The sequence below is a fragment of the Pseudomonas edaphica genome, from assembly GCF_005863185.1.
Taxonomy (GTDB): Bacteria; Pseudomonadota; Gammaproteobacteria; order Pseudomonadales; family Pseudomonadaceae; genus Aquipseudomonas; species Aquipseudomonas edaphica.
This window is the reverse complement of record NZ_VBVZ01000558.1, coordinates 1-4,016: the sequence shown is the minus strand read 5'-3', so window position 1 is coordinate 4,016 and position 4,016 is coordinate 1. Positions and strand designations below refer to the sequence as shown.

At 57.9% G+C, this 4,016-nt stretch carries 6 protein-coding genes and 2 pseudogenes; 5 read left to right on the top strand and 3 right to left on the bottom strand.

The features are described from left to right. From FEM54_RS26440 to FEM54_RS26425, 4 genes and pseudogenes are all read left to right on the top strand, one after another. Nucleotides 1-273 (top strand): annotated as a pseudogene (locus FEM54_RS26440) (M24 family metallopeptidase); the annotation flags it as partial. 9 nt (nucleotides 274-282) lie between these two features. After that, nucleotides 283-525 (top strand): annotated as a pseudogene (locus FEM54_RS26435) (gamma-glutamylcyclotransferase); the annotation flags it as partial. Nucleotides 526-650: 125 nt separating this feature from the next. Further along, nucleotides 651-986 (top strand): hypothetical protein, encoded by a 336-nt coding sequence (locus FEM54_RS26430; RefSeq protein ID WP_138453643.1) that lies wholly within the window; start codon nucleotides 651-653, stop codon nucleotides 984-986. Nucleotides 987-1,054: 68 nt separating this feature from the next. Next, a complete protein-coding gene (locus tag FEM54_RS26425; protein ID WP_138453642.1) occupies nucleotides 1,055-2,095 on the top strand; it encodes a DMT family transporter in 1,041 nt (346 codons plus the stop codon). A 69-nt stretch (nucleotides 2,096-2,164) separates the two neighbouring features. On the opposite strand, the gene FEM54_RS26420 is transcribed toward FEM54_RS26425, so the two are convergent. Continuing rightward, a complete protein-coding gene (locus tag FEM54_RS26420; RefSeq protein WP_138453641.1) occupies nucleotides 2,165-2,623 on the bottom strand; it encodes a DUF2442 domain-containing protein in 459 nt (152 codons plus the stop codon). Nucleotides 2,624-2,626: 3 nt separating this feature from the next. After that, complete coding sequence (locus tag FEM54_RS26415; protein ID WP_138453640.1) at nucleotides 2,627-2,860, bottom strand: DUF4160 domain-containing protein; 234 nt, start codon at nucleotides 2,858-2,860, stop codon at nucleotides 2,627-2,629. Nucleotides 2,861-3,285: 425 nt separating this feature from the next. Here FEM54_RS26415 and FEM54_RS26410 point away from each other — a divergent pair, with 425 nt between their 5' ends. Beyond that, nucleotides 3,286-3,555 carry a hypothetical protein gene (locus FEM54_RS26410; protein WP_017138315.1) on the top strand — a complete coding sequence of 90 codons (270 nt, stop codon included), beginning with the start codon at nucleotides 3,286-3,288 and terminating at the stop codon, nucleotides 3,553-3,555. Between the two features lie 126 nt (nucleotides 3,556-3,681). Here FEM54_RS26410 and FEM54_RS26405 read toward each other — a convergent pair. After that, nucleotides 3,682-4,016: LysR substrate-binding domain-containing protein (locus tag FEM54_RS26405; RefSeq protein WP_240792807.1), on the bottom strand; the 335-nt coding region annotated here is incomplete at its 5' end.

The following is a 4,016-nucleotide window of genomic DNA, read 5'->3' as shown; positions in this document are numbered from 1 at the left end:
CTGTTCGACCGCGTACAATCACGCTGGAAAAATGACCACGTGGCAGGCCTTGAGCTTTACCGCTACGCCCAAGAGCAAGCCCAAGCCATGGGCTGGCGTTTGAACCTCGAGATCAAAGGCCACCGCGTCAGTGACTTCCCCCACGCCATCCATCGCGGCGGCGACCTGGGCGATTTTGAACATTACCCGAACGCCGGCCTGTGGATCCTGGAAATCCAGATCGCCCACCCGAGCAAGCCCTACGGCGCTTTTTACGAAGACCTACTCGCTTAAGGAACATCCATGGAACGCTCCACCCAATTTCCCGTGCTGCTGTTTTCCTACGGCACCTTGCAGGACAAAGCCGTGCAACTCGCCAACTTCGGCCGGGAACTGGTCGGCCAGCACGACGCCATGCTCGGCTATGCGCAAAGCTGGGTAGAAATTACCGACCCGCAAGTGCTCGCCACCAGCGGCAAGACCCATCACCCGATTGTCGCGCCCACCGAGGAAAAGGCTGCCAGCGTTGAAGGCATGGTCTTACAGCGTGGGTGTACGTGCAGGTGTGAAAATGAAACATCCGGGTAATTGATTTCAATCTGCCAATGCAGGAATTAAAGTAGCGCCCCCTCGAGAATTGAATCCCGAGGGTCAGTCCATGGAGTTTCACAGTGAAGTACGTCAGTAAAGTAGTTGCAGCAGCTGTTCTCGGTTTCACCCTCGCAGGCTGCACCGGCACCGCCATCAAATCCCCGCAGTACGACAGCAGCCAATACACCGTTTTGGGCCACAGTGAAGCCAGCGCCACCGGCATCATGCTGCTCGGCATCATCCCGATCGGCCAGAACAACCGCTTCGTGCGCGCCCAGGATGCCGCCATCAAGGCCAAAGGCGGCGACGCGCTGATCAACACCCAAGTGCAGGAAAAATGGTTCTGGGCCTGGGTACTGAATGGTTACACCACCAAGATTTCGGGTGATGTGATCAAGTTGAAAACCGCGCAGTAAGTATCAAGTTGTCAGGGCGCAGACCCTGGCAAGCGACGTATCATGGGCCAACCATTCGAGGACGGCCCATGAACCTCAGTATTCTCTACGCACTCGCCGCTGCTGCCCTGTTCGGCGCCAGCACGCCGCTCGCCAAAAGCCTCGGCCTGAACCTTTCGCCCGTACTGCTCGCCGGCCTGCTCTACCTCGGCAGCGGTGTCGGCCTGGCCTGCTTGCGCCTTATCCGTGATCGCGGCTGGAAACCCAGCGGGCTGACCCGTGCTGAATGGCCCTGGCTGCTCGGCGCCATCGCCTTCGGTGGCATCCTCGGCCCGGTTGCCTTGATGTTCGGCCTCACGCGCACCGCCGGCGCGACCGCCTCCCTGATGCTCAACCTTGAATCGGTGCTGACCGCCGTGATCGCCTGGCTGGTGTTCAGAGAAAACGCCGACCGCCGCATCGTCCTCGGCATGCTCGCGATCGTGCTGGGCGGCGTGGCGTTGTCATGGTCCGACGGCGGCGGCGCCAGCCACGACTGGACCGGGCCGTTTGCCGTGGCGGTAGCTTGTTTGTGCTGGGGGATTGATAACAACCTGACGCGCAAGGTCTCGGCCTCGGACGCGCTGTTTATCGCCGGAGCCAAGGGGTTGATTGCCGGGCTGGTGAATAGCAGCCTGGCACTTTACCTCGGCGCGCAGATACCGGGTGTGGCACAGCTGGCGCCCATCTTGTTGGTTGGGTTTTTGGGGTATGGCATCAGCCTGGTCATGTTTGTGCTGGCGTTACGCGGGTTGGGCAGTGCACGCACGGGCGCTTACTTCTCGACGGCGCCGTTCCTCGGCGCGGCTGTTGCCCTGCTGGCATTTGGGGAATCGGTAACGGTGGCGTTCTGGATTGCATCCGCGCTGATGGCCGTGGGCGTGTGGCTGCACCTGACGGAGCGGCATGCCCATGAGCATCTGCATGAAGCGACGGAACATGGGCATCGGCATGTGCATGATGAACATCATCAGCATGAGCACGGGTTTGAGTGGGACCCGGCGCAGCCGCATAGCCATGTGCATGTTCATAGTGTGATGCGGCATAGCCATGCGCATTTTCCGGATGTGCATCATCGGCATCGGCATTGAGGGCCGGCAGTTCACAAAATGTATTAGGGCGGCTCGATTGGCCGCCCTTTTAGCGAAATACGGTTACGTTCAGGCGTAGCGCCCCTTGTAACCTTTATGCTCGTACTCCCAGCCCTTGCACGCCAGCCCCACATGCTTGGGAATCAAAGCAGCGCCGCTGCTATAGGCGGTGATGGTCCTGCGAGAGAACCCCAACTCCACAGCAGCTGCGGAAAGGGACAGGTTGTTACTGAGCATCCACTGCCGGAAATCCTGTGTCAGCATCACCTCACCGGATTGCTCCAATGCTAGACGGTGCAGCGTGACAGCTGACAGTTCGAGGTCGTTACCCCACGTCACATCAAACCCCCACTCACCGACTTCTACTTGGCTAAATCGAGCCAAATCCAGAAGAGGTTTGAGGATCGGAAAGGCATTTATATGATCGAGAAGATCAACGGTATGCCGCTTGCCGTTATTCCATTCGATCTGTAAGGCACGCTTGCCGGCAACTGGTTGCACAGCAGAGATGCGAAGCTTGCTGGTCATAAGTCAGTTCCTCCGGTTTTGTTCATCCCATACGCGCTTGAGATCCGCGATATGAGCTTTTGCCCAAAGCAGGGCGGCTTTCAAGGCCTTTGTTTCTGCCCCTGTACCGAGCACAACAAGCCCTTCTATCTGAACCAGCGACTCGCCATCCGGCGTCTGCACGTGAAAGTGCGGCGGCGCGTGGTCGTCGGGATAGATTTTTATTTTCCAGTTTCGTTCACTGTGAAGGGTCGCCATGGAGACGGATGCTAGAGAAAAAATTTCCCTAGCACAATTGTAATTTCAAACGTTTACTCGATTTGCCACTCCCGAGGTTGCAGGGTTCGTAGGTAGGACTGCCCATGCCCAGCAATCCAGGCAACGTCCTACAAACCGTTCAGAAGCGTCGGCCTCGCACTTCAAAATCGTCGAGCCTATAGTCACTCGGTCGCCCACAGGGCGAACGGGTTTGGCGACTCGATGATTAATCGACAGAAACGTCCTGGCGTATTTGCGGGATACTTCTGCACGCAATAAGCTGCTTAACGGTAGCTGTGCGTGGGAGACCTTCGGGTCTGCCGGTTTTTCCGATTGTGCCGGTTCGCCAACCTGCGTACAGCTGCCACCCTTTTGTTTGGCGACAAATGTGTGGTTGCTACCCTCTGACAACCGGAGTTCCACATATGAACCAATACATAGCCCTCACCAGCAACGACAGCGCCACCCCTGCCCTTTTTGTCGATACCACCGTCCCCCTGGAAATCCTCCTCGACGCCGCGAGTTTTCGGCTGCGTGCCGTCACCCAAGTCCTTGAGAACCTTGCACTGCGCAGCGAGATCAGTAGTGATGCCGTTGTTCTCAGTGATTTTGCCTTGCTGTGTTCAATCCCGTTGCGCGATGGCTGCGATTTGCTGGACGTGATAGGCCGGCGCATGGATATGCCCGGCGCGTGATCTAGAAACGGCAGTTTTCAAACTCCAGAGATCACAAAACCCCTGGTTTCTCCCGAAATCAGGGGTTCGATTGCCTCGCACGGAGAGCGTGACGAGACTCAAATAAAAATCTGTCCTTTTCCTTTCTCAGACAGCGGCTTTAGCGTCCACCTGGTAAAAATCCGCCATGTAATCCACAAACGCCCTGACCTTGGGCGCCAAGTGCCGGGATTGCGGGTACAGCGCGTAATAACGCCACTCGCCCATCGAGTAGTTGGGCAGGATGGGCACCAGTTGCCCTTGCGCCAGGTTGTTGCGCACCGTCGCATGCGTAAAGCAGCCGATGCCTGCGCCGGCCAGTGTGGCGGCGTGCAAGGCAGTGATGGTGTTGGTCTTGAATTGGCCTTTGGGCGTGACGCTCACGGTTGCACCACGGGCCGAGGTGAGTTGCCAATCTGATGCCTCCCCGACAAACCTCAGCA

Coding starts and splice junctions, on each gene's coding strand:
- FEM54_RS26425 (WP_138453642.1), top strand. CDS start 1,055: ATGAACCTCAGTATTCTCTACGCACTCGCCGCTGCTGCCCTGTTCGGC.
- FEM54_RS26420 (WP_138453641.1), bottom strand. CDS start 2,623: ATGACCAGCAAGCTTCGCATCTCTGCTGTGCAACCAGTTGCCGGCAAG.
- FEM54_RS26415 (WP_138453640.1), bottom strand. CDS start 2,860: ATGGCGACCCTTCACAGTGAACGAAACTGGAAAATAAAAATCTATCCC.
- FEM54_RS26410 (WP_017138315.1), top strand. CDS start 3,286: ATGAACCAATACATAGCCCTCACCAGCAACGACAGCGCCACCCCTGCC.